The sequence below is a fragment of the Streptomyces sp. 3330 genome, from assembly GCF_031456635.1.
Lineage (GTDB): Bacteria > Actinomycetota > Actinomycetes > Streptomycetales > Streptomycetaceae > Streptomyces.
Genome location: NZ_JAVDVA010000011.1, coordinates 169739 through 191748, shown reverse-complemented (window position 1 = coordinate 191748; position 22010 = coordinate 169739). Strand labels below are relative to the sequence as shown.

The 22010-nt window shown below is 72.4% G+C and carries 17 protein-coding genes and 1 pseudogene; 2 read left to right on the top strand and 16 right to left on the bottom strand.

Annotated elements, in window-relative coordinates; translation table 11 throughout:
* The first annotated feature begins 9 nt into the window (after window positions 1-9).
* On the top strand, window positions 10-1464 hold the full coding sequence (gene argG, locus J2X68_RS20340) for an argininosuccinate synthase (RefSeq protein ID WP_310433953.1): 1455 nt from the start codon (window positions 10-12) through the stop codon (window positions 1462-1464).
* Window positions 1465-1559: 95 nt separating this feature from the next.
* Here argG and J2X68_RS20335 read toward each other — a convergent pair whose 3' ends face one another.
* On the bottom strand, window positions 1560-2987 hold the full coding sequence (locus tag J2X68_RS20335; RefSeq protein WP_310433952.1) for a transcription antitermination factor NusB: 1428 nt from the start codon (window positions 2985-2987) through the stop codon (window positions 1560-1562).
* A 171-nt stretch (window positions 2988-3158) separates the two neighbouring features.
* Complete coding sequence (fmt, locus tag J2X68_RS20330; RefSeq protein WP_310433951.1) at window positions 3159-4091, bottom strand: methionyl-tRNA formyltransferase; 933 nt, start codon at window positions 4089-4091, stop codon at window positions 3159-3161.
* Window positions 4092-4314: 223 nt separating this feature from the next.
* Between fmt and J2X68_RS20325 the strand changes: the two are divergent.
* A pseudogene (locus J2X68_RS20325) lies at window positions 4315-4806 on the top strand (hypothetical protein); the annotation flags it as partial.
* A gap of 337 nt (window positions 4807-5143) precedes the next feature.
* On the opposite strand, the gene J2X68_RS20320 reads toward J2X68_RS20325, so the two are convergent.
* The 14 genes from J2X68_RS20320 to pyrR form a co-directional block, all read right to left on the bottom strand.
* Window positions 5144-7297: a primosomal protein N' gene (locus tag J2X68_RS20320; protein ID WP_310433950.1), complete on the bottom strand. Its 2154-nt coding sequence runs from the start codon at window positions 7295-7297 to the stop codon at window positions 5144-5146.
* Window positions 7298-7581: 284 nt separating this feature from the next.
* Window positions 7582-8790, bottom strand: a complete 1209-nt coding sequence (gene metK, locus J2X68_RS20315) for a methionine adenosyltransferase (protein WP_310433949.1) — start codon at window positions 8788-8790, stop codon at window positions 7582-7584.
* Window positions 8791-9030: 240 nt separating this feature from the next.
* Window positions 9031-10233 (bottom strand): bifunctional phosphopantothenoylcysteine decarboxylase/phosphopantothenate--cysteine ligase CoaBC, encoded by a 1203-nt coding sequence (coaBC, locus tag J2X68_RS20310; protein WP_310433948.1) that lies wholly within the window; start codon window positions 10231-10233, stop codon window positions 9031-9033.
* Between the two features lie 122 nt (window positions 10234-10355).
* Window positions 10356-10628: a DNA-directed RNA polymerase subunit omega gene (rpoZ, locus tag J2X68_RS20305; protein WP_003988945.1), complete on the bottom strand. Its 273-nt coding sequence runs from the start codon at window positions 10626-10628 to the stop codon at window positions 10356-10358.
* A 52-nt stretch (window positions 10629-10680) separates the two neighbouring features.
* Entirely contained in the window at window positions 10681-11274 is a 594-nt protein-coding gene (gene gmk / locus J2X68_RS20300) for a guanylate kinase (RefSeq protein ID WP_310433947.1), read from the bottom strand.
* A gap of 60 nt (window positions 11275-11334) precedes the next feature.
* Window positions 11335-11658: an integration host factor gene (locus J2X68_RS20295; protein ID WP_003977346.1), complete on the bottom strand. Its 324-nt coding sequence runs from the start codon at window positions 11656-11658 to the stop codon at window positions 11335-11337.
* A gap of 279 nt (window positions 11659-11937) precedes the next feature.
* Complete coding sequence (gene pyrF, locus J2X68_RS20290; RefSeq protein WP_310433946.1) at window positions 11938-12780, bottom strand: orotidine-5'-phosphate decarboxylase; 843 nt, start codon at window positions 12778-12780, stop codon at window positions 11938-11940.
* Window positions 12777-13883: a quinone-dependent dihydroorotate dehydrogenase gene (locus J2X68_RS20285; protein ID WP_310433945.1), complete on the bottom strand. Its 1107-nt coding sequence runs from the start codon at window positions 13881-13883 to the stop codon at window positions 12777-12779. Before J2X68_RS20285 ends, pyrF begins: the two co-directional genes overlap by 4 nt.
* A gap of 78 nt (window positions 13884-13961) precedes the next feature.
* Window positions 13962-17270, bottom strand: coding sequence for a carbamoyl-phosphate synthase large subunit (gene carB, locus J2X68_RS20280; RefSeq protein WP_310433944.1), 3309 nt, complete (start codon window positions 17268-17270; stop codon window positions 13962-13964).
* Window positions 17263-18405: a glutamine-hydrolyzing carbamoyl-phosphate synthase small subunit gene (gene carA, locus J2X68_RS20275; protein WP_310433943.1), complete on the bottom strand. Its 1143-nt coding sequence runs from the start codon at window positions 18403-18405 to the stop codon at window positions 17263-17265. Before carA ends, carB begins: the two co-directional genes overlap by 8 nt.
* Window positions 18402-18983, bottom strand: a complete 582-nt coding sequence (locus J2X68_RS20270; RefSeq protein ID WP_310433942.1) for a hypothetical protein — start codon at window positions 18981-18983, stop codon at window positions 18402-18404. The genes carA and J2X68_RS20270 overlap by 4 nt, the downstream gene beginning before the upstream one ends.
* On the bottom strand, window positions 18980-20266 hold the full coding sequence (locus J2X68_RS20265; protein WP_310433941.1) for a dihydroorotase: 1287 nt from the start codon (window positions 20264-20266) through the stop codon (window positions 18980-18982). Before J2X68_RS20265 ends, J2X68_RS20270 begins: the two co-directional genes overlap by 4 nt.
* A gap of 5 nt (window positions 20267-20271) precedes the next feature.
* Window positions 20272-21252: an aspartate carbamoyltransferase catalytic subunit gene (locus J2X68_RS20260; protein ID WP_171396107.1), complete on the bottom strand. Its 981-nt coding sequence runs from the start codon at window positions 21250-21252 to the stop codon at window positions 20272-20274.
* Between the two features lie 98 nt (window positions 21253-21350).
* The gene (gene pyrR, locus J2X68_RS20255; protein ID WP_310433940.1) at window positions 21351-21953 is read right to left on the bottom strand and encodes a bifunctional pyr operon transcriptional regulator/uracil phosphoribosyltransferase PyrR; all 603 of its coding nucleotides are present in this window, start codon (window positions 21951-21953) and stop codon (window positions 21351-21353) included.
* Window positions 21954-22010: the final 57 nt, after the last annotated feature.

The window sequence follows — 22010 nt, the reverse complement described above, 5'->3', positions numbered from 1 at the left end:
AATCTTCCTATGTCCAAGGTCCTCACCTCCCTTCCCGCCGGCGAGCGCGTCGGCATCGCCTTCTCCGGCGGGCTCGACACCTCGGTCGCGGTCGCGTGGATGCGCGACAAGGGCGCCGTCCCGTGCACCTACACCGCCGACATCGGCCAGTACGACGAGCCCGACATCGCCTCGGTGCCCGGCCGCGCGAAGACCTACGGCGCCGAGATCGCGCGCCTGGTCGACTGCCGCGCCGCGCTGGTCGAGGAGGGCCTGGCCGCGCTCACCTGCGGGGCGTTCCACATCCGCTCGGGCGGGCGCGCCTACTTCAACACCACCCCCCTCGGCCGTGCCGTCACCGGCACGCTCCTGGTCCGGGCGATGCTCGAGGACGACGTCCAGATCTGGGGCGACGGCTCGACCTTCAAGGGCAACGACATCGAGCGGTTCTACCGCTACGGCCTGCTGGCCAACCCGCACCTGCGGATCTACAAGCCCTGGCTGGACGCGGACTTCGTGACCGAGCTCGGCGGGCGCAAGGAAATGTCGGAGTGGCTCGTCGCCCACGACCTGCCCTACCGGGACAGCACGGAGAAGGCGTACTCCACCGACGCCAACATCTGGGGCGCCACCCACGAGGCGAAGACCCTGGAGCACCTGGACACCGGCGTCGAGACCGTCGAGCCCATCATGGGCGTGCGGTTCTGGGACCCGGCGGTCGAGATCGCCACCGAGGACGTGACGATCGGCTTCGACCAGGGCCGCCCCGTGACGATCAACGGCAAGGAGTTCGCCTCCCCCGTCGATCTGGTGATGGAGGCCAACGCCATCGGCGGCCGGCACGGCCTCGGCATGTCGGACCAGATCGAGAACCGGATCATCGAGGCCAAGAGCCGCGGCATCTACGAGGCGCCCGGCATGGCCCTGCTGCACGCGGCCTACGAGCGTCTGGTCAACGCGATCCACAACGAGGACACCCTCGCCCAGTACCACAACGAGGGCCGTCGCCTGGGCCGGCTGATGTACGAGGGCCGCTGGCTGGACCCGCAGGCGCTGATGATCCGGGAGTCGCTCCAGCGCTGGGTCGGCGCGGCCGTCACCGGCGAGGTGACGCTGCGGCTGCGGCGCGGTGAGGACTACTCGCTCCTCGACACCACAGGCCCGGCCTTCAGCTACCACCCGGACAAGCTGTCCATGGAGCGCACCGAGGACTCCGCGTTCGGCCCGGTGGACCGGATCGGCCAGCTCACCATGCGCAACCTCGACATCGCCGACTCGCGCGCCAAGCTGGAGCAGTACGCCACGCTCGGCCTGATCGGCAGCGGGAGCCCCGCGATCGGCGCCGCCCAGGCGGCCGCGACCGGTCTCATCGGCACCATGACGGAGCTGCCGGAGGGCGGCGCCGAGGCCATCGCCTCCCGCGGCGAGGTCTCCGACGACGACCAGCTGCTGGACCGCGCCGCGATGGAGTTCGGCACGGACTGACCCCAGCGGAGGCGCCCGCACGCGAGAAGGCCGGCCCCCCACCGTCGACGGTGGGGGGCCGGCCTTCTCGTCTGTCCGTCCGGGGCGGGCGGGCCTCAGCCCGTCTTCCTGATCAGCGCCAGGTACATGGCGTCGGTCCCGTGCAGATGCGGCCACAGCTGGACGTCGGGGCCGTCACCGAGGTCCGGCACGCCCGGCAGCAGCGGCCGCGCGTCGATCAGCTCGGCCTCCGGGTACTGCTTGAGGACGTCGGAGACGACCGCCCGGGTCTCGGCCAGGTGCGGCGAGCAGGTGGCGTACCCGACAACGCCCCCGACCCGCACGGACTCCAGCGCGGTCCGCAGCAGCCCTCGCTGGAGCGGCCCGAACCCGTCGAGGTCCTCCGGCCTGCGCCGCCAGCGCGCCTCGGGCCGCCGTCGCAGGGCGCCCAGGCCCGTGCACGGCACGTCCATCAGCACCCGGTCGAAGGTGCCGGGCCGCCACGGCGGCCGGGTCCCGTCGGCGGCGATGACCTGGTACGGCCCGGGGTTGCCGGCCAGCGCCTTGGCGACGAGCCCCGCGCGGTGCGGCTGCTTCTCCGAGGCCAGCAGCGCGGCGCCCCGCTCGGCTGCGAGCGCCGCGAGCAGCGCGGCCTTGCCGCCGGGTCCGGCGCATCCGTCCAGCCACTTCGTGTCGGCTCCGTCGAGCGGCACGTTGGCCAGGGCGAGCGCCACGAGCTGGCTGCCCTCGTCCTGCACCCCCGCCCGGCCGTCCCGTACGGCGTCGATGGCCCCGGGCTCACCGCCCTCGGTGAGCCGCACCGCGTACGGCGACCAGCGCCCGGCGACCGAGGCCTCCTCCCGGAGCAGCTCCTCGGTGGTGGCCCGCCCGGGCCGGGCGACGAGCGTGACCTCGGGCCGCTCGTTGTCCGCAGCCAGCAGTTCCTCGATGCCGGCCCGCCCGCCGCCGAGGGAGTCCCACAGCGCGGAGACGACCCAGCGCGGGTGCGAGTGCACGACGGCGAGGTGGTCCTCGGGATCCTCGTCGTAGGGCGGAGCGACCTTGTCGAGCCACTCGTCGAGATCGTGGGCCGCGACCTTGCGCAGCACCGCGTTGACGAACTTGGCGCGTCCGTCGCCGAGCACGACCCGGGCGAGCTCGACGGAGGCGGACACGGCCGCGTGGGTCGGGATCCGCGTCCCGAGCAGCTGGTGCACGCCGAGGCTCAGCACGTCGAGGACCGGCGGATCGACCTCGCGCAGCGGCCGGTCGACGCACGCGGAGATGACCGCGTCGTACGTCCCCTGCCGGCGCAGTGTCCCGTAGACCAGCTCGGTGGCGAGGGCCGCGTCCCGCGCGTCGAACTTGTCGGGTCCCTCCTTCTCGCGCGCCTTGCGCAGCAGCGGCGGCAGCACGAGGTTGGCGTACGCGTCCCGCTCGTCCACGGCCCGCAGCGCCTCGAAGGCGAGGATGCGGACGGGGTCCTTCTGAGGCCGGCGGTAGGGCTTGCCCGGCTTGCGGGAACGGTGGGGCTGGTCGCTCACGAAAAGGTGCTCCGGATTGCAGGAGAAAGGTGCGTCCAGCGTACGTCGGTGGAAACGCCGGACGAGCTTGCTGACGGAGGCCGGCCTGCGGGCGGGCCCACGGGTCGGGCCGGGCAGGGCGCGCGGGCCAGGGGCGCGGTCCACGGGCCGGGCGGGGCTCGTGCAGGAGCGTTACGCCCCGACGGCCTCCCCGGGCTCGATCCGGGCGCCCCGGGCCCAGTCGGCGGCCCGCATCGGCTTCTTGCCCTGCGCCTGCACCCACAGCAGCTCGACCGCGTACGAGCCGGTGCCGACGTGCACGCTGTTCTTGCCGACGAGAAGCGCGCCCGGGGCGAGATCGGTCCGCTCGGGAACCGGGTGGACCTGGATGAGCTTGAGCCGCTCCCCGCGGAAGGTGGTCCAGGCGCCGGGGGCGGGGGTGCAGCCGCGCACGACCCGGTCGACCCGCAGAGCCGGGGCGGCCCAGTCGACGTGGGCGTCCTCGGCGGTGATCTTCGGCGCGAGGGTGATCCCCTCACCCGGCTGGGGGACGGCCTCGAGGGCGCCGTCCTCGATCCCGTCCATGGTCGCGGCGAGCAGCCCGCTGCCCGCGAACGCCAGCCGGGTGAGCAGGTCGCCGCTGGTGTCGGTGGGCCGGATCTCCTCGGTGACCGTCCCGTAGACCGGCCCCGAGTCGAGCCCCTCCTCGATGAGGAAGGTGGAGGCGCCGGTGATCTCGTCCCCCGCCATCACGGCGTGCTGCACGGGAGCGGCCCCGCGCCAGGCGGGCAGCAGCGAGAAGTGCAGGTTGACCCAGCCGTGGGCCGGGATGTCCAGCGCCACCTTGGGCAGCAGCGCCCCGTAGGCCACCACGGGACAGCAGTCGGGCGCGATCTGCCGCAGCCGCTCCAGGAACTCCGGGTCGCGGGGCTTGGCGGGCCTCAGCACCTCGATGCCCGCCTCCTCGGCGCGCTGGGCCACGGGAGAGGCGATCAGCCTGCGCCCCCGCCCGGCCGGCGCGTCGGGCCGCGTGACGACGGCAGCCACCTCGTGCCGCCCGGAGGCGATCAGAGCGTCCAGGGCGGGAACGGCGACCTCGGGGGTACCGGCGAAGACGAGCTTCATGAGTGGGCGGGGCCTCTCGGGCGGGACGGACGACGGGCGACGCACAAGTTTATGACGCCGGCCGGGCGGGCCGCCGACGGGCGGGAGGCCCCACGAGCCACGCTCTCCGGGGGGCGTACGCATATGCCCATACGCCCCCACACCGTGACCAGCGGCGCGAACCCGCGTTGGTCAAGAAAGAGTTGACCACACCTTCTTCAACGCCGGTTCGAGAGGCTTGTTCATGGCCGACCATGCAACCCACGACGCCCAGGCCCGGGCCAGCCTGCACTTGCTGGTGCGGGACATCGAGCGCGTCCGACGGCAGGTGGACGCACTGCGCACCCTCACCGCCCAGCTGGGCAACGTCTACCGCCCCCGCCGCTCCGGCCCGTCCACGGGCTTCGTCGTCTACGGACGCGCCCCCGCCCCGACGGTCCGCCTCGCCCAGGAGCTGCGGGACAGCGTCGAGACCCTGGTCACCGCGGCAGTGGACTTCGACCGTTCGCTCGGCTTCTCGTGGGACGCGGTGGGCTCCGCCCTCGGGGTCACCAAGCAGGCCGTGCACCGCCGTTACGGCGCCCGCCGGGCCGCGGCCCAGGCCGCCACCGCCGAGGCCGAGCGACCCGCCGAGCCCGCCGCCGCGCGCACGGTCACCGTGAACACGGGCATCCCGGCCGTTCCCACGGTTCCGGCGGCCCGGTCGATGCCCACCCAGCCGACCGCCGGCAGCCCGGCCCTGCGCGACGCCGCGGCCCCGGCCCTGCGCGAGGCGGCGGGCCCCGCCCTGCGTGACGTCGCCGCTCCGGCCCTGCGCGAGGCCGGCTCCCCGGTCCTGCGCGATGTCGCCGCCCCGGCCCTGCGCGACGTCGCCGCCCCGGCCCTGCGCGACGAGGCCAGGCCGACCGCCTTCCCCGGTCCGCGCAACGGCTGACGCGCCGCGTCCCGCACCGCCCGGATCCCCCTCCCGTCTCCGCCCGACCTGCCCTCTCGGCACCCGCCCGAGAGGGCAGTCGCACACCCGGCCCCTCCCCGCCCCCGGGACCGCCCCGTGCCGAACCCCGCCCCCTCCCTCAGCCGATGTCCGGGGGATCGATCCGCACCCGCACGGCCTCCTCGCCGCCCCGCGCCATCCGAGCCGCCTGCGCCGACTTCAGAGCGGCGGCCAGCGCGGCGCCCCGCCCGGGGGGCACCCGGAGCAGCGCCCGCTCCCACTCCTCCCCGGGGGGCGGCGCCCCCGGCCGCCGGGGCCGCCCCGCCGGGCCCGCGGGCACCGGCACAGGACCCAGCAGCTCCGCCTCCGCCGGCAGCTCGACGGCCCCCAGGAAGGCGGCCACGGCCTCCCCCGTCCCCGACACCGCCGCCATCCGCGACACCGGCGGAAAGCCCAGTTCGGCCCGCTCGGAGAGCTCCCGCACCGCGTGCCCCACCGGGTCCCATCGCACCAGCGCCTGCACGGGCCGCAGGGTCGGCTCGGCGACCACGACCACGGTCCCCCCCTCCCCCGACGGCCGGACGAGCGCGGCGGCCGCGATCCAGCGGCGCAGCGCGTCCTCCCCGGCCCGCAGGTCGGGCCGGCCGAGCATGGCCCAGCCGTCCAGCAGCAGCGCGGCCGCGTACCCGCCCTCGGCGACCGGCTCGGCCCCGGGCGTGGACACGACGAGCGCGGGTGTCCCCGGGACGGTGTCCAGCACCTGCTCACGCCCCGACGTCCGCACCGGCACGGCGGGGAACGCCCGCCCCAGCTCCTCGGCGGTCCGCCGGGCCCCCACGACCTGCGCCCGCAACCGGAACGAGCCGCACTCGGGACAGTGCCAGGCGTTCTCCTCGCGCCCGCACCAGCCGCACCACAGCGCACCCTGGTCCCGCGCCTCCAACGGCCCGGAGCAGTGCCTGCACCGGGCGGCGGCGCGGCACTGCGCGCAGGCCATCCGCGGCACGTAGCCCCGCCGGGGCACCTGGACGAGCACCGGCCCGTGCCGCAGACCCTCCCGGACCGCCTGCCAGGCGAGGGTGGGCAGCCGGGCGGCCCGGGCGGCCTCGTCCCGCGCGAGATCCTGGTCGCCCACGGTGCGCACCAGCGGAGCGCTGTGCCGCACCTGCTCCCGCGCGGCGACGAGCGGCCGCGCCCACCCGCTCTCGACGAGCTGCGCGCCCTCGACGGTGCAGCTCCAGCCCCCCATCAGGAAGGCGCACCCGTCCTGCGCGGCGCGCAGCAGCAGCACCTCGCGCGCATGGGGCTGCGGCGCATGCTGCTCGCTGTGGCTGTCGTCCCCGTCGTCCCAGAGCGCGACCAGGCCGAGGTCCTGGACCGGCGCGAACATCGCGGCGCGCGTCCCGACGACCGCCCGCACGGAACCCCGGCGGACGGCGAGCCACTCCCGGTACCGCTTCTCGGGCCCGGCGTCCGCGGTGAGCAGGGCGTGCCGCCCCTCCCCCAGCACGGCCGTCAGCGCGGCGTCGACCCGCGCGGCGGCCCGTCCGTCGGGCACGACGACCAGCGCCCCGCGGCCCGAGGCGAGCGTCGCGGCGACGGCCCGCGCCAGCTCCTCGCTCCACCGGGGGCCGGGCAACGCGTTCCACACCGCCCGGGGCGCGCCCCCGGACGCCAGCGAATCGAGGAACGCGCTCCCTCGCTCGTAGCGCGCCCAGGACCCGGCCCCGGGCGCCGCCGGGGGCGGCAGCGGCGCCGGGGACGGCCGCTGCTCGGCGCGCGCGTTGCGGGGCGGCACGGCCAGCTGGAGAACGTCGGCGAGGCTTCCCGCGTACCGGTCGGCGACGGCTCTCGCCAGTCCCAGCAGCTCCTCGCTCAGCACCGGTTCGGGCGACACCACCTGGGCGAGCGCCGCGAGCGGCCCGGAGTAGTCCGACGCGGCGAGCCGCTCGACGAGGAACCCGTCGATGAGGCCCCCGCCCTCGCGCCGCCCGTCCCGCACCCGCCCGCGCCCGGCGCCGAACCGCACCCGGACCCGCACCCCCGGCTGGGCGTCGGCGTCCAGCTCGGCCGGCACCGCGTAGTCGAAGTACCGGTCCAGATGCAGGACGCCCTTGTCGACGAGCACCCGCGCGACCGGCAGCTCGTCGGCCAGCGCGGCCCCCCGCCAGGTCCGGGGCTTGGCCCGCGGCGTCTTCGCCTGCCGCACGCTCTCCCGGATCAGCGCGAGCTGCTCCGGCGGCGCGCCCTCCCCGGCCGCACCACCGTCCCCCTGCCCGTTCTCGCTGCTCACGCTTGCCTTTTTACCAAACGCCACTGACAACGGTCCCTCCGCCGACCCCCCGGTTACCCGCCCGGCGCCGCAGGCACTCGGACGGGGAGACGACGTCGAAGAGGTTGCCCGGATCTTCCGCCGGCGCCTGGATCCGCGGCTTCACCGACGAGTCGCCCGTGAGCCGGCAGGCGCCCGGCGAAGGTCGTCGGGCGGACCGGCCACCCCGCCGCACCGACCCCCGTGAACGCCGAGGCCCGGCCTCCCTGGGGAAGCCGGGCCCGACGCGTCGCCGTGAGGGGGACCTACAGTCCCGCGGCCTTGCGCAGCGCGTCCACGCGGTCCGTGCGCTCCCACGTGAAGTCGGGCAGCTCACGGCCGAAGTGGCCGTACGCGGCGGTCTGCGCGTAGATCGGGCGCAGCAGGTCGAGGTCGCGGATGATCGCGGCCGGGCGGAGGTCGAAGACCTCGTCGATGGCCTTCTCGATCTTCTCGGCGTCGACCTTGGCGGTGCCGAAGGTCTCCACGAACAGACCGACCGGCTCGGCCTTGCCGATCGCGTAGGCGACCTGGACCTCGCAGCGCGCGGCGAGACCCGCGGCCACCACGTTCTTCGCGACCCAGCGCATCGCGTACGCCGCCGAGCGGTCGACCTTGGACGGGTCCTTGCCCGAGAAGGCGCCGCCGCCGTGGCGGGCGAAGCCGCCGTAGGTGTCGATGATGATCTTGCGGCCGGTGAGGCCGGCGTCGCCCATCGGGCCGCCGATCTCGAAGCGGCCGGTCGGGTTGACCAGCAGGCGGTAGTTCTCGGTGTCGAGCTTGATGCCCTCGTCCAGGAGCGCCTTCAGCTCGGGCTCCACCACGAACTCGCGGATGTCCGGGGCCAGCAGGGAGTCCAGGTCGATGTCGCTCGCGTGCTGCGAGGAGACGACGACCGTGTCGAGACGCAGGGCCTTGTCGCCGTCGTACTCGATGGTGACCTGGGTCTTGCCGTCGGGGCGCAGGTACGGGATGGTCCCGTTCTTGCGGACGTCCGACAGACGCTTCGAGAGCCGGTGCGCGAGGAAGATCGGCAGCGGCATGAGGGTCGGCGTCTCGTCCGACGCGTAGCCGAACATCAGGCCCTGGTCGCCGGCGCCCTGACGGTCCAGCTCGTCGTCGTCGCCCTCGACGCGGTTCTCGTACGCCGTGTCGACACCCTGGGCGATGTCCGGGGACTGCGCGCCGATGGACACCGAGACGCCGCAGGAGGCGCCGTCGAAGCCCTTCTTCGAGGAGTCGTAGCCGATCTCGAGGATCTTGTCGCGAACGAGCTGGGGGATCGGCGCGTACGCCTTGGTGGTGACCTCACCGGCCACATGCACCAGACCGGTCGTGATCAGGGTCTCGACGGCGACCCGGGAGGCCGGGTCCTCGCGCAGCAGGGCATCGAGAATGGTGTCGCTGATCTGGTCAGCGATCTTGTCGGGGTGACCCTCGGTCACAGACTCCGAGGTGAACAGGCGACGGGACACAACGCTCCCTGGGGTTGCAGCGGCTGCTGGCTGATCATTGGCGGACGCGACAGGAGCTGCGCCCGGCGTCGTCCGAGAACAGTTTATCGGTCGTGCCCCTCCACCGGGCCACCCGTCTCGCCTCTCGGGAGCGCTGTGACCTGCGGCACGGGCATTCTGCCGAATGCCGAGCACCGTTGGCCAGGGTCGCCGCACCCGAATCGACCGAGGGGGAGGACGACGGGGAAGCGCATCAAACAGTCAGGCCAGCCGCCGCGTCACCAGGTCCCACACGGTTTCGGCCAGGGCCTCCTTGGGCCCGTACGGCACGGGGGTTTCACTGCCGTCGGCGCCCAGCACGACGGCCTCGTTCTCCTCGGAGCCGAAGGTCTTGCGCTCCCCCACCTCGTTCACCACCAGGAGATCGCAGCCCTTGCGGCGGAGCTTGGTCCGGCCGTTCGCGAGGACGTCGTCGGTCTCGGCGGCGAAGCCGACAACCACCTGGTTGGAGCGCGCCCGGTCGGCGGAGACCTCCGCGAGGATGTCCGGATTTCGCACAAGAACGATGGGGTCCGGATCGCGGCCGTCCTGCTTCTTGATCTTTCCGGCCGCGTACGTCTCCGGCCGGAAATCGGCCACGGCGGCCGCCATGACGACCGCGTCGGCGTCCGCGGCCGCCTTCAGGACCGCCTCGCGCAGCTGCACGGCCGTGCCGACCTGGACGACGTCGACCCCGGCCGGGTCGGGCAGGCCGGTGTTCGCCGCGATCAGTGTGACGCGGGCGCCCCGGGCGGCGGCGGTGCGGGCGAGGGCGTAGCCCTGCTTGCCGGAGGAGCGGTTGCCGAGGAAGCGGACCGGGTCGAGGGGTTCGCGGGTGCCGCCTGCGCTGACCACGACGTGCCGGCCGACGAGATCGGGTTCCCGCACGCCCCTGGCCAGGACCCGGCGGCAGACCTCGAAGATCTCGGCCGGGTCGGGCAGCCGTCCCTTGCCGGTGTCGACGCCCGTGAGCCGCCCGACGGCCGGCTCGATGACGACGGCGCCCCGGCGGCGCAGTGTCGCCACGTTCTCCTGGGTGGCCGGGTGCTCCCACATCTCGGTGTGCATCGCGGGGGCGAAGACGACGGGACAGCGGGCCGTCAGGAGGGTGTTGGTGAGCAGGTCGTCGGCGAGGCCGTGGGCGGCCTTGGCGAGCAGGTCCGCCGTGGCCGGGGCGACGACGACCAGGTCGGCGTGCTGGCCGATGCGGACGTGCGGGACCTCGTGGACGTCGTCCCAGACCTCCGTGGAGACGGGGTGGCCGGAGAGGGCGGACCAAGTGGCGGCGCCGACGAAGTGCAGTGCCGAGGCGGTGGGCACCACCCGGACGTCATGGCCCGACTCGGTCAGCCTGCGCAGCAGCTCACAGGCCTTGTAGGCGGCGATGCCACCGCTGACCCCCAGAACGACCTTCGGCTTGTCCACCGTTTCTCCCCGGACCTCGGAAAACGCACGCCACGGCTCCCGGCGTACGAGTCCATCAGACACCACAGGCCCGGCAGCCGTGCTGCCGGGCCTGTGGAGAAACCCACTGTGAGCCGAAAATACTACTGAGCGGGGCCCTCGACGGCCTCGGACGTCAGCAGACCGGCGTTGATCTCGCGGAGGGCGATCGAGAGCGGCTTCTCGTGGACGTGGGTGTCCACGAGCGGACCGACGTACTCGAGGAGGCCCTCGCCGAGCTGCGAGTAGTACGCGTTGATCTGGCGGGCCCGCTTGGCCGCGTAGATCACGAGGCTGTACTTCGAGTCGGTGGCCTCGAGGAGCTCGTCGATCGGCGGGTTGATGATGCCCTCGGGCGCGGAGATGGAAGAGGACACGCTCTACCTTCCGATGGATGGGAAAAGACCGGTCGTGATCACAGGCTCGTAATCACACAACATCGACCAAGGCTAGCAGCTCACGCGCGACGTCCTCGACGGAGGTGTTGACCAGGGTCACGTCGAACTCCGGCTCGGCCGCGAGTTCGATCTTCGCGGCCGCCAGACGGCGCTCGATCACCTCGGGCGGTTCGGTGCCCCGCCCGGTGAGCCTGCGCACCAGTTCCTCCCAGGAGGGAGGGGCCAGGAACACCAGCCGGGCCTCGGGCATGGACTCGCGGACCTGCCGGGCGCCCTGGAGGTCGATCTCCAGGAGGACGGGTTCGCCCGCCTCCAGGCGCTCCAGCACCGCGGTGCGGGGAGTGCCGTAGCGGTTGCCCGCGAACTCGGCCCACTCCAGCAGCTCGCCGTTGGCGATCAGCTTGTCCATCTCCTCGTCGGTGACGAAGAAGTAGTGGACGCCGTGCTTCTCGCCGGGCCGCGGCCTGCGGGTCGTGGCCGACACCGAGAGCCATACCTCGGGGTGTTCCTTGCGCATATGAGCGACGACCGTGCTCTTGCCGACCCCGGAGGGGCCGGAGAGCACGGTCAGCCGCGGACGTGCGTCCGGGGTTTCGGGGGTCGTCCCCCGGAGTTTTACTGCCATGCAGCGATTATTCCAGCAATCCCGGAGTGCCTGGGACTCCCGTCCCGCGGCACCCGGGAATCAGGAGCCGGTGCTGCCGAACTCACGCTCCAGGGACGCGATCTGGTTGGAACCGAGGCCGCGCACGCGGCGGCTCTCGGAGATGCCGAGTCGCTCCATGATCTGCTTGGCGCGGACCTTGCCCACGCCCGGGAGCGACTCCAGAAGGGCAGAGACCTTCATCTTGCCGATGACGTCGTTTTCCTGACCCTGCTTGATGACCTCGTGAAGCGAGGCGCCGGAGTGCTTGAGTCGATTCTTGACCTCGGCCCGCTCCCGGCGAGCCGCGGCGGCCTTTTCGAGCGCGGCTGCGCGCTGTTCGGGGGTAAGGGGCGGAAGAGCCACGCCTACGTCACCTCGGATGTCGAACTGTCGGATACGGACCGGTGAGGAACCTAGTCGCCCCACACCTGGTGAGTTACGAGCAACACGCGCTGCCCGTTCACTCTCCGTCGGAGACTAGCGGCCAACTCCGCCAGAGTCAGCGAGAACAGAGGAAAAGTCCTGGTCAGCCTCCGTCAGGCCGGACATTTAAGACATAGTCCCCCGGATTTGAGGATGTATCCAGACTCAAGTCGCCCCCGAGCCGCCCGACCGAGCCCCCGGTCGGGCGGCCGACGCCCGTCAGGCAGTGTCCACGGCCGCCCTGACCTCTCGCGCAAAGCGGTCCACGGCGTCACGCAGAGCGACGACGCCGGGACCGTGACGCAACACACCCCGGCTCACGTTCGGCACGACGTTGCGCACCGCGGAGCCGAAGACCCGCGGCAGGTCGGCCGGGGTCGCCCCCTGAGCGCCGACACCGGGCGCGAGGAGCGGACCGTTGATGTCGAGGTCGTACGACGACAGGTCGCCCAGCGTGGCGCCGACGACCGCCCCGAAGGAGCCCAGCGGCTCCTCCCCCGCGTTCTCGGCGGCCAGGTGCGCCAGCATCGTCGCGCCCACGTTCCGCCCGTCGGCCCGTACCGCGTGCTGGACCTCGCCGCCCTCCGGGTTGGAGGTCAGCGCCAGCACGAAGAGACCCGCGCCGCTCTCGCGCGCCGACGCCACGGCCGGGGCCAGGGATCCGTAGCCGAGGTACGGCGACACGGTGAGGGCGTCGGAGAACAGCGGGGCGTCCTTGTGCAGGAAGGACTCCGCGTACGCGGCCATGGTCGAGCCGATGTCACCGCGCTTGGCGTCCATCACGACCAGGGCGCCGGCCGCCCGCGCCTCCTGCACGGTCTTCTCCAGGACGGCGACGCCGCGCGAGCCGAACCGCTCGAAGAAAGCGCTCTGCGGCTTCAGCAGGGCGACCCGGTCGGCCGTGGCCTCGACGACGGTGCGGCTGAACCGCTCCAGGCCGGCGACGCCGTCGTCGAGGCCCCACTCGGCGAGCAGGGAGGCGTGCGGGTCGATACCGACGCAGAGCGGGCCACGCTCGTCCATGGCCCGGCGCAGCCGCGCGCCGAAGGGCTCCAGGGTCATGCCGTCTTCCTCACGTCGGCGCCGACGGCGTCGGCGAGAGTGGCGTACGGGCTCGTCCGCAGGCGGGCGGCCAGGCCCTTGTGGATCGCGCGGCCCCAGAAGGGCCCCTGGTAGATGAAGGCGCTGTACCCCTGGACCAGCGTGGCACCGGCCAGGATGCGCTGCCAGGCGTCCTCGGCGTCCTCCACGCCGCCGACGCCCACGAGGGTGACGCGGTCGCCCACGCGCGCGTAGAGGCGGCGCAGCACCTCCAGGGAGCGCGCCTTGAGGGGCGCCCCGGACAGTCCGCCGGTCTCCTTCACCAGCGAGGGGTCGGACCGCAGACCGAGACCCTCGCGCGCGATGGTGGTGTTGGTGGCGATGATCCCGTCCAGACCGAGTTCCACGGCCAGGTCGGCGACCGCGTCGACGTCCTCGTCGGCCAGGTCCGGGGCGATCTTGACCAGGAGCGGCACCCGCCGTGAGGTCACCACGCGGTCGGCGGCCCCGCGGACGGCGCTCAGCAGCGGCCGCAGCGCCTCGGTGGCCTGGAGGTTGCGCAGACCCGGGGTGTTCGGCGAGGACACGTTGACGACCAGGTAGTCGGCGTAGGGCGCCAGCCGCTCGGTCGACTTCACGTAGTCGCCGACGGCCTCCTCCTCGGGCACGACCTTGGTCTTGCCGATGTTGACGCCCACCACGGGCCTGAAGACGGGCGTACGGGAGGCCAGGCGCGCGGCGACGGCCAGGGAGCCCTCGTTGTTGAAGCCCATCCGGTTGATGAGCGCCCGGTCCTGCACGAGGCGGAACAGCCGCTGGGCGGGGTTGCCGGGCTGCGGCTCGCCGGTGACCGTGCCGATCTCGACGTGGTCGAAGCCGAGCATCGACATCCCGTCGATCGCGACGGCGTTCTTGTCGAAGCCGGCGGCGAGTCCGAAGGGGCCGTGCATGCGCAGCCCGAAGGCCTCGGTGCGCAGTTCCTCGTACCGGGGGGCCAGGGCGGCCGCGACGAACGTGCGCAGCACCGGGATCCGGACGACGAGCCGGATCCAGCGGAAGGCCAGGTGATGGGCGCGCTCGGGGTCCATCCGCCGGAAGACCAGCCGGAAGAAGAGGTGGTACATGATCATGTCCTCCAAGGAGCCTCGCGAAGAGGTGTCATGAAGAGGGGGACACCGTTTCCGGTGTCCCCCTGAGGGCTGCTAGTCGCGGGCCGCGGTCAGGTGTGCCGCGTGTTCCTGGAGTGAGCGCACGCCCACGTCCCCGTGGTTGAGGGCGTCGATGCCCTGGACGGCCGCGGCGAGCGCCTGGACCGTCGTCAGGCACGGCACGGACCGGGCCACGGCCGCCGTGCGGATCTCGTAGCCGTCGAGGCGGCCGCCGGTGCCGTACGGGGTGTTGACGATGAGGTCGACCTCACCCTCGTGGATGAGCTGGACGATGGTCTTCTCGCCGTTGGGACCGGTGCCCTCGGACTGCTTGCGCACGACGGTGGCGTTGATGCCGTTGCGCTTGAGGACCTCGGCGGTGCCGGAGGTGGCGAGCAGCTCGAAGCCGTGGCCGACCAGTTCGCGGGCCGGGAAGATCATCGAGCGCTTGTCGCGGTTGGCGACCGAGATGAACGCGCGGCCCTTGGTGGGCAGCGGGCCGTACGCGCCCGCCTGCGACTTGGCGTACGCCGTGCCGAAGACGGAGTCGATGCCCATGACCTCGCCGGTGGAGCGCATCTCGGGGCCGAGGACGGTGTCGACACCGCGCCCGGAGGTGTCCCGGAAGCGGGTCCACGGCATCACGGCCTCCTTGACGGAGATCGGCGCGTCCAGCGGCAGCTCGCCGCCGTCGCCCGTCGCCGGCAGCAGCCCCTCGGCGCGCAGCTCGGCGACGGTCGCGCCGAGCGAGATCCGGGCGGCGGCCTTCGCCAGCGGCACCGCGGTCGCCTTCGAGGTGAAGGGGACCGTGCGGGACGCGCGCGGGTTGGCCTCCAGGACGTAGAGGATGTCCCCGGCCATGGCGAACTGGATGTTGATCAGACCGCGCACCCCGACGCCCTTGGCGATGGCCTCGGTGGAGGCCCGCAGGCGCTTGATGTCGAAGCCGCCCAGCGTGATCGGGGGCAGGGCGCACGCCGAGTCGCCGGAGTGGATGCCGGCCTCCTCGATGTGCTCCATGACGCCGCCGAGGTACAGCTCCTCGCCGTCGTACAGGGCGTCGACGTCGATCTCGATCGCGTCGTCGAGGAAGCGGTCGACGAGGACCGGGCGGGTGGGGCTGATCTCGGTCGACTCGGCGATGTAGGACGACAGCCGGGTCTCGTCGTAGACGATCTCCATGCCGCGTCCGCCGAGCACGTACGACGGCCGCACCAGGACCGGGTAGCCGATCTCGTCCGCGATGGCCTTGGCCTCGGCGAAGGTGGTGGCCGTGCCGTGCTTCGGGGCCGGAAGGCCCGCCTCGGCGAGCACCCGCCCGAAGGCGCCCCGGTCCTCGGCCGCGTGGATGGCCTCCGGCGGGGTGCCGACGATCGGCACGCCGTTGTCCTTCAGCGCCTGCGCCAGACCCAGCGGGGTCTGGCCGCCGAGCTGGACGACGACACCGGCAATCGGGCCGGCCAGCGACTCCGCGTGGACGATCTCCAGCACGTCCTCGAGCGTCAGCGGCTCGAAGTACAGGCGGTCGGAGGTGTCGTAGTCCGTGGAGACGGTCTCCGGGTTGCAGTTGACCATCACGGTCTCGTACCCGGCGTCGGACAGCGCGAAGGAGGCGTGGACGCAGGAGTAGTCGAACTCGATGCCCTGGCCGATGCGGTTCGGGCCGGAGCCCAGGATGATCACCGCGGGCTTCTCGCGGGACGCGACCTCGCTCTCCTCGTCGTAGGAGGAGTAGAAGTACGGCGTCTTCGCGGCGAACTCGGCGGCGCAGGTGTCGACCGTCTTGTAGACGGGGCGGACGCCCAGCGCGTGCCGGACCTCGCGGACGACGTCCTCGCGCAGCCCGCGGATCTCGCCGATCTGGACGTCGGAGAAGCCGTGGCGCTTGGCCAGCTCCAGCAGCTCCGGGTGCAGCTTGTCGGCGGCGGCCAGCTCGTCCGCGATCTCCTTGATCAGGAACATCTGGTCCACGAACCACGGGTCGATCCTGGTGGCGTCGAAGACCTCCTCGGGCGTGGCGCCCGCGCGGATGGCCTGCATGACGGTGTTGATGCGCCCGTCGGTCGGCCGGACGGCCTCGCGCAGCAGCTCGGCCTTGTCGCCGGGCTCGCCGACGAAGCAGAACTGGCTGCCCTTCTTCTCCAGCGAGCGCAGGGCCTTCTGCAGCGCCTCGGTGAAGTTGCGGCCGATCGCCATGGCCTCGCCGACCGACTTCATGGTCGTGGTCAGCGTGGAGTCGGCGGACGGGAACTTCTCGAAGGCGAAGCGCGGGGCTTTCACGACGACGTAGTCGAGCGTGGGCTCGAAGGACGCCGGGGTCTTCTCGGTGATGTCGTTCGGGATCTCGTCGAGCGTGTAGCCGACGGCCAGCTTGGCGGCGATCTTGGCGATCGGGAAGCCGGTGGCCTTCGACGCGAGGGCCGAGGAGCGCGACACCCGCGGGTTCATCTCGATGACGATGATGCGGCCGTCGTCGGGGTCGACCGCGAACTGGATGTTGCAGCCGCCGGTGTCGACGCCGACCTCGCGGATGATCGCGATGCCGATGTCGCGCAGCCGCTGGTACTCACGGTCGGTCAGCGTCATCGCGGGCGCCACGGTGATCGAGTCGCCGGTGTGCACGCCCATGGGGTCGAAGTTCTCGATGGAGCAGACGACCACGACGTTGTCGTGCTTGTCGCGCATGAGCTCCAGCTCGTACTCCTTCCAGCCGAGGATGGACTCCTCCAGGAGCACCTCGGTGGTCGGGGAGAGCGTGAGGCCCTGGCCGGCGATGCGGCGCAGCTCCTCCTCGTCGTGCGCGAAACCGGAGCCGGCGCCGCCCATGGTGAAGGAGGGCCGGACGACGACGGGGTAGCCGCCGAGCGTCTCGACGCCCTGGAGCACGTCGTCCATGGAGTGGCAGATGACCGAGCGGGCGGACTCGCCGTGGCCGATCTTCGCGCGGACGGCCTCGACGACGCCCTTGAAGAGGTCGCGGTCCTCGCCCTTGTTGATCGCCTCGACGTTGGCGCCGATCAGCTCGACGCCGTACTTCTCCAGCACACCCTGCTCGTGCATGGAGATCGCCGTGTTGAGCGCGGTCTGGCCGCCCAGCGTCGGCAGCAGGGCGTCCGGCCGCTCCTTGGCGATGATCTTCTCGACGAACTCCGGGGTGATCGGCTCGACGTAGGTGGCGTCGGCGATCTCCGGGTCGGTCATGATCGTCGCCGGGTTGGAGTTGACGAGGATCACCCGCAGGCCCTCGGCCTTGAGGACCCGGCAGGCCTGGGTGCCGGAGTAGTCGAACTCGGCGGCCTGGCCGATGACGATCGGGCCGGAGCCGATGACCAGGACGGACTGGATATCGGTGCGCTTAGGCACGCTGGCCCTCCATCAGGGAAACGAAGCGGTCGAACAGGTAGGCGGCGTCGTGGGGGCCCGCTGCCGCTTCGGGGTGGTACTGGACGCTGAACGCGGGCTGGTCGAGCAGCTGGAGCCCCTCGACGACCTGGTCGTTCAGGCAGACGTGGGAGACCTCGGCGCGCCCGAAGGGGGTCTCGGAGACCTTGTCGAGCGGCGCGTCCACGGCGAACCCGTGGTTGTGCGCGGTGACCTCGACCTTGCCGGTCGTACGGTCCTGGACCGGCTGGTTGATGCCGCGGTGGCCGTACTTCAGCTTGTAGGTGCCGAAGCCGAGGGCGCGGCCGAGGATCTGGTTGCCGAAGCAGATGCCGAAGAGCGGCGTCCCGCGCTCCAGCACCTCGGTCATCAGCGCGACCGGGCCGTCGGCGGTGGCCGGGTCGCCCGGGCCGTTGGAGAAGAACACGCCGTCGGGGCCGACGGCGTACACCTCCGCCGCCGAGGCCGTCGCGGGGAGCACGTGCACCTCGATGCCGCGCTCGGCCATGCGGTGCGGGGTCATGCCCTTGATGCCGAGGTCGATGGCGGCGACGGTGAAGCGCTTCTCGCCGACCGCGGGGACCACGTAGGCCTCCTTGGTGGCGACCTCCTCGTACAGGCTCGCGCCCTTCATGTGCGGCTGGGCCTGCACCCGCGCGACGAGGTCGGTCTCCGGGCCGACCGCCTCGCCGGAGAAGATGCCGGCGCGCATCGAGCCGCTCTCGCGGAGGTGGCGGGTGAGCGCGCGGGTGTCGATGCCGGAGATGCCGACGACGTTCTGCGCGACGAGTTCGTCGTCCAGGGACCGCTGGGCGCGCCAGTTGGAGGGCACGCGCGCGGGGTCGCGCACGACGTAGCCGGAGACCCAGATGCGGGCCGACTCGTCGTCCTCGTCGTTCCAGCCGGTGTTGCCGATCTGGGGGGCGGTCGCGACGACGATCTGGCGGTCGTACGACGGGTCGGTCAGGGTCTCCTGGTAGCCGGTCATGCCGGTGGAGAACACCGCTTCGCCGAAGGTCTCCCCCACGGCCCCGTAGGCACGGCCGCGGAAGATGCGGCCGTCCTCCAGGACGAGTACGGCGGGAACCCTGGTGGTTCCCCTGGTGGAGGTCGTCATCGTGCGCCTTCCGTTTCCGTCGGGTTTTCCGTCTTGTCGATCATGGAGTTGATGGCGTCGACCCACTCGCCGTGCTCGGCCGCGTGGTCCGAGCGGAAGCCGGAGTCGAGCAGTCTGCCGCCGTGCGCCCAGGTCACCACCAGCAGTCCGCCCTCGGTGAGGACCTTGCCCGCGATGCCCTTGTCGAGCCGGGCCTCGCGCAGGGCGGCGGCCGGGACGAAGAAGTCGGTCGCGCCGGGGCGCACGACGTCCAGTCCCGCGGCCGTCAGCGTGAGCTCGACCCGGCTGCGGGTGCCCAGGCCGTGCGCCACGATGCGGTCGAGCCACTGCCCGGCGGTGGTGGAGCCGTGGTAGCGGCCGCTCATGCCCAGTCTCACCGGACCGGGGTCGTCCGGCGCGGCGGGGAGCTCGGGGAGGTCGCCCTGGAGCGTGCCGCGCCACTTCCAGCCCTCGCGCATCAGCCAGTAGACGAGCGCGACGAAGAGGCCGAGACCGACCACCCAGCCGATCCGCGCGGCCCAGTCGGTCACTTCGGCCGATTCCTTCTCGGCCGCGAGCAGTAGTGCAGCAGATGTCACGTGAGCTTCCCGTCGACGAGCGTGGCCTTGCCCCGGAGCCACGTGTGCGTGACACGGCCCGGCAGCTCACGCCCCTCGTACGGGGTGTTCCGGCTGCGCGAGGCGAAGCCCGCGGGGTCCACCGACCCACGGTATTCCGTGTCGACGAGCGTGAGGTTGGCGGGCTCACCTGCCGAGACGGGACGCCCGTGGCCCTCGGCCCGCCCGATCAGGGCGGGCTTGAACGACATCCGGCTCGCGACCCCGGCCCAGTCCAGCAGGCCCGTCTCCACCATCGTCTCCTGGACCACCGACAGCGCGGTCTCCAGGCCGACCATGCCCATGGCGGCGGCGGCCCACTCGCAGTCCTTGTCCTCGTGCGGGTGCGGGGCGTGGTCGGTGGCGACGATGTCGATCGTGCCGTCAGCGAGCGCCTCGCGCAGGGCGTGCACGTCGCGCTCGGTGCGCAGCGGCGGGTTCACCTTGTAGACCGGGTTGTAGCTGCGCACCAGCTCGTCGGTCAGGAGCAGGTGGTGCGGGGTGACCTCGGCGGTGACGTCGATGCCGCGGGACTTGGCCCAGCGGACGATCTCGACCGAGCCGGCGGTGGAGAGGTGGCAGATGTGGACCCGGGAGCCGACGTGCTCGGCGAGCAGGACGTCCCGGGCGATGATCGATTCCTCGGCCACCGCGGGCCAGCCGCCGAGCCCCAGCTCGGCGGAGACGACGCCCTCGTTCATCTGGGCGCCCTCGGTCAGCCGCGGCTCCTGCGCGTGCTGGGCGACGACCCCGCCGAAGGCCTTCACGTACTCCAGGGCCCGGCGCATGATCACCGCGTCGTCGACGCACTTGCCGTCGTCGGAGAAGACGGTGACGCCGGCCGCCGACTCGTGCATGGCGCCCAGCTCGGCGAGCTTGCGGCCCTCCAGGCCGACCGTGACCGCGCCGATGGGCTGCACGTCGCAGTAGCCGTGCTCCCGGCCGAGCCGGTAGACCTGCTCGACCACGCCGGCGGTGTCGGCCACGGGGAAGGTGTTGGCCATGGCGAACACGGCCGTGTAGCCGCCGGAGGCGGCCGCGCGGGTGCCCGTGAGCACCGTCTCGGAGTCCTCGCGGCCCGGCTCGCGCAGATGGGTGTGCAGGTCGACCAGGCCCGGCAGCAGCACCTTGCCGCCGGCCTCGATCACCTCGGCTCCCTCGGCGGGCAGTCCCGCGCCGACGGCCTCGACGACCGCGCCGTCGATCAGGACGTCCTGCGGCTCGCCGCCGAGCACCTTCGCACCTCGGATCAGGATCTTGCTCATGGTTCTTACTTCTCCTCGGTGGTGCGGGCGTGGCTGACGGCGGGCTCGTTGCCGCCCAGGAGCAGGTAGAGGACGGCCATCCGGATGGACACGCCGTTGGCGACCTGTTCGACGACGGTGCAGCGCTCGGAGTCGGCGACCTCGGCGGTGATCTCCATGCCGCGGACCATCGGGCCGGGGTGCATGACGATGGCGTGCTCGGGCATCCGCGCCATGCGGTCGCCGTCGAGGCCGTAGCGCCGCGAGTACTCGCGCTCGGTCGGGAAGAACGCGGCGTTCATCCGCTCGCGCTGCACGCGCAGCATCATCACCGCGTCGGACTTGGGCAGCGTGCTGTCGAGGTCGTACGACACCTCGCACGGCCAGGTCTCGATGCCGACCGGCACCAGGGTGGGCGGGGCGACCAGGGTGACCTCGGCGCCGAGCGTGTGCAGCAGGTCGACGTTGGAGCGGGCGACCCGGCTGTGCAGCACGTCGCCGACGATCGTGATGCGCTTGCCCGAGAGGTCCTGGCCGATCCCGGCGTCCCGCCCGACCAGTCGGCGGCGCATGGTGAAGGCGTCCAGGAGGGCCTGGGTGGGGTGCTGGTGGGTGCCGTCGCCCGCGTTGACGACGACCGCGTCGATCCAGCCGGAGGTGGCCAGGCGGTAGGGCGCCCCGGAGGCGCCGTGCCGGATGACGACGGCGTCGACGCCCATGGCCTCCAGCGTCTGCGCGGTGTCCTTCAGGGACTCGCCCTTCGACACCGACGACCCCTTGGCGGAGAAGTTGATGACGTCCGCGGAGAGGCGCTTCTCGGCGGCCTCGAAGGAGATGCGCGTGCGCGTGGAGTCCTCGAAGAAGAGGTTGACGATCGTGCGGCCGCGCAGGGTCGGCAGTTTCTTGATGGGCCGGTCGGCGACCCGGGCCATCTCCTCGGCGGTGTCGAGGATCAGGACGGCGTCGTCGCGGGTGAGGTCGGCGGCCGAGATGAGATGACGCTGCATCTGTCAGGCTCCGTAAGGCAGTTCAGACGGGGGAGATCACGGGCGTGCAGGGCACGGCTGTGGGACGCACGGCACCGGGGGCCGCACGCGCGCGCGTGCTACTGCTGGGCGGCCGGCTTCACACCGAGCAGCACGGTGTCGCGACCGTCCTCCTCGGCGAGCTGGACCTTGACCGTCTCCCGCAACGACGTGGGGAGGTTCTTGCCGACGTAGTCGGCGCGGATGGGCAGTTCCCGGTGGCCGCGGTCGACGAGGACCGCGAGCTGGACCGCGCGCGGACGCCCGAGGTCGTTCAGGGCGTCGAGGGCGGCGCGGATGGTGCGGCCGGAGAAGAGCACGTCGTCGACGAGGACGACCAGCTTGCCGTCCAGCCCGTCACCGGGGATCTCGGTGCGGGCCAGCGCGCGCGGCGGGTGCATGCGCAGGTCGTCGCGGTACATGGTGATGTCGAGGGAGCCGACCGGGATCGTGCGGTCGGTGATCTGCTCGAGCTTGGCGGCGAGCCGCTGGGCGAGGAAGACGCCCCGGGTCGGGATGCCGAGGAGCACCACGTCGTCGGCGCCCTTGGCGCGTTCGACGATCTCGTGCGCGATGCGGGTCAGCACCCGCGCGATGTCGGGGCCTTCGAGAACGGGCCGCGCATCGGACTGCCGGAAATCCTGCTCTTGCCGGGAGTCCTGCTGAATGTCCTGCTTGTCCATAAGAAACGGACCTCCTTCTCCGCCTCACGGGACGGACCTTAAAGGACGTCGGATTTG